A 2,351-nucleotide genomic window follows, 5' to 3' on the forward strand; every position below is an offset into this window, starting at 1 on the left:
ATCTGGTGGACTATACCTTGGGTGCGGTATCTATTTCGGATTTGAAGTTGTCTATTCAAAAAGCCCATGATCGCTCCCGCTAAGATACCTGTAGTCAAGCAGCAGGCGAGTTCTGACTGTGGAGTGGCCTGTTTGGCTTCGGTGATTCGGTATTTTGGAGGCGAGCGGTCCATGGAGTACCTACGCCATCTCAGTGGTACGGCCATTCAGGGTACCACGGTTTTGGGTTTAGTAGAGGCTGCCCGTCAGATTGGAATGGAAGGTGATGCTTTCCGGGTGAAGGATCTTCATCACTTGGATGAGTTGGAGTTTCCAGTCGTACTTCATGTGGTCATCGATCAGAGGTTAAGCCACTTCGTGGTGTGCTATGGAAAGAAGGAAAATCAGTACTTACTGATGGATCCGGCCATTGGCAAGAAGTGGGTTTCTGAAGTGGGGCTATTGGAGATCTGGCAAAGCAGGACACTGGTTTTGATCCGCCCCGGTTCCGAGTTTGAGACCTCAGAAAATAGCCTTCAGAAAAAGAGAAAATGGATTCTGGATCTGGTCCGTCCGGATTTGCCCATTTTGTTGATTTCGGGTTTTCTGGGTTTGGTCACCACGATCCTGGGGCTGGCGGTAGCGGTATTTTCCCAAAAGCTCATTGATGAGTTTCTGCCCAATCAGGCCTGGCAAAAGCTGGGTTTGGGTCTGGTATTGCTTTTGGTCCTATTGATAGGAAGATCGGTGCTCAGCTATCTGCGTTCTTCCATTTTGGTGCGTCAAAGCAAAGAATTGAATCTCCGACTGATCAGCGGATTTTTTGAGCAATTGCTGGGATTGCCCAAGGTGTTTTTTGATTCCAGAAAGGTCGGGGACATCACCTCCCGGATGAATGATTCCCGCCGCATTCAGCGGGCGGTATCGGTCTTGACTACCGAACTGATGGTGGACTCCTTTGTGGTCATCGTGTGCACGGTTTCGATTTTCCTGTACTCTTGGGAGATTGGATGTTGGGTTGCTGTTTTTCTCCCAGTTTATTTTCTTCTGGTTTACCGATACCACAGACCTGTACAAAAGGGTCAGAAAGCAGTGATGATGAGCTATTCGGGTTCGGAATCTGGATTCATCGATACGCTCACTGGCATAGGAGCCGTCAAGGGAGAATCCAAAGAGGGGCTGTTTTTGAAAGCTAATCAAAGTGCCTACCAACGATTTCAGGATGATGCTTTTGCCTTAGGACAAGTCAGCAATCGCTTGGGCTTGGTATCCCAACTGGCGGGTGTGGTGTTTTTGGTTTCTGTTTTGGGAACTTGCTGCTATCTGGTGGCACAAAATCAACTAGAGTTGGGAGTCTTGGTGGCAATCAGCGGAATGCTCGGCATGCTGGTTCCGGCAATGAACAAGCTGGCTCTTGCCAATCTTCAAATTCAGGAGGCACAGATCGCAGGAGATAGACTCTATGAATTTGTACAGCTTAAACAGGAGCAGTTGGAAGAGGGAGTAGAGATTCCTGAGACAGTAACCCGGATTCAGGTGGAGAACTTGAGTTTCCGCTTTCCCGGCAGAAAACTACTCTTCGACGGGCTGGCTTTTGAACTGAAGCAAGGAAAATTGAGCGTGCTATTGGGTGAATCCGGGGGTGGTAAAAGTACACTCTTACAAGTTTTGATGGGTTTTTATGCCCCAGAATCGGGATCTATCCTGATCAATGAGGATAGGTCCATGAAAGATATTTCGAAAAAAAGCTGGCGTGAACAGGTAGGGTATGTGCCTCAGGAGATTAAGATTTTCAACGGGAGTCTGGGGTATAACCTCATCTTGGATCCCAATCCGGCTTGTTTTGAACAGGTGGTTCGACGATGTCAGGAGTTGGGATTGCATGAATTTTTCGAGCGGATGCCTCAGGGCTATTTTACCCAAGTGGGAGAAGAAGGAGTGAATCTATCGGGAGGCCAAAAGCAGCTGGTAGGCATTGCCAGGGCTTTGATCAAACGTCCTAAGGCACTTTTTCTGGATGAATTCACCGGAGCCATGGATCGGATGACTGAGCAGAAAATGCTGGACTTGATCCTGAAGGTGAAGAAAGAGATTCCTGTTTTGGTAGTGACACACCGTATCCGACCTGCCCTGCTTGCTGACGAAGTGATGATTTTGGATCAGGGTAAACCGGTGGAGGTGGGTACGCCCGACCTATTGGCTCAGGGAGAAAACCTACTTTCGGAAAGTTTGAGGGATTTAGTGAGGGGCTGAGTCAGCAGGAACGGGCTTTTCGGTAGGCAGTAGGCAGTTTGCAGTCCTGCTAACTATCGGGAGCAGGGTTCAGTGTTCAAGTTGAAGCTTGTAGTCCTTTCAATAATCTGTGCAAGTCT

Annotated in this window: 1 protein-coding gene; it reads left to right on the plus strand. The window is 48.5% G+C overall.

Translation table 11 applies throughout. From position 1 onward, the window contains the following. Nucleotides 1-66 precede the first annotated feature (66 nt). A complete protein-coding gene (locus tag AAA943_RS21730) occupies nt 67-2,232 on the plus strand; it encodes a peptidase domain-containing ABC transporter (RefSeq protein ID WP_338226523.1) in 2,166 nt (721 codons plus the stop codon). Nucleotides 2,233-2,351 lie beyond the last annotated feature (119 nt).

The sequence above is a fragment of the Algoriphagus confluentis genome (assembly GCF_036245625.1).
GTDB classification, from domain to species: Bacteria; Bacteroidota; Bacteroidia; order Cytophagales; family Cyclobacteriaceae; genus Algoriphagus; species Algoriphagus confluentis.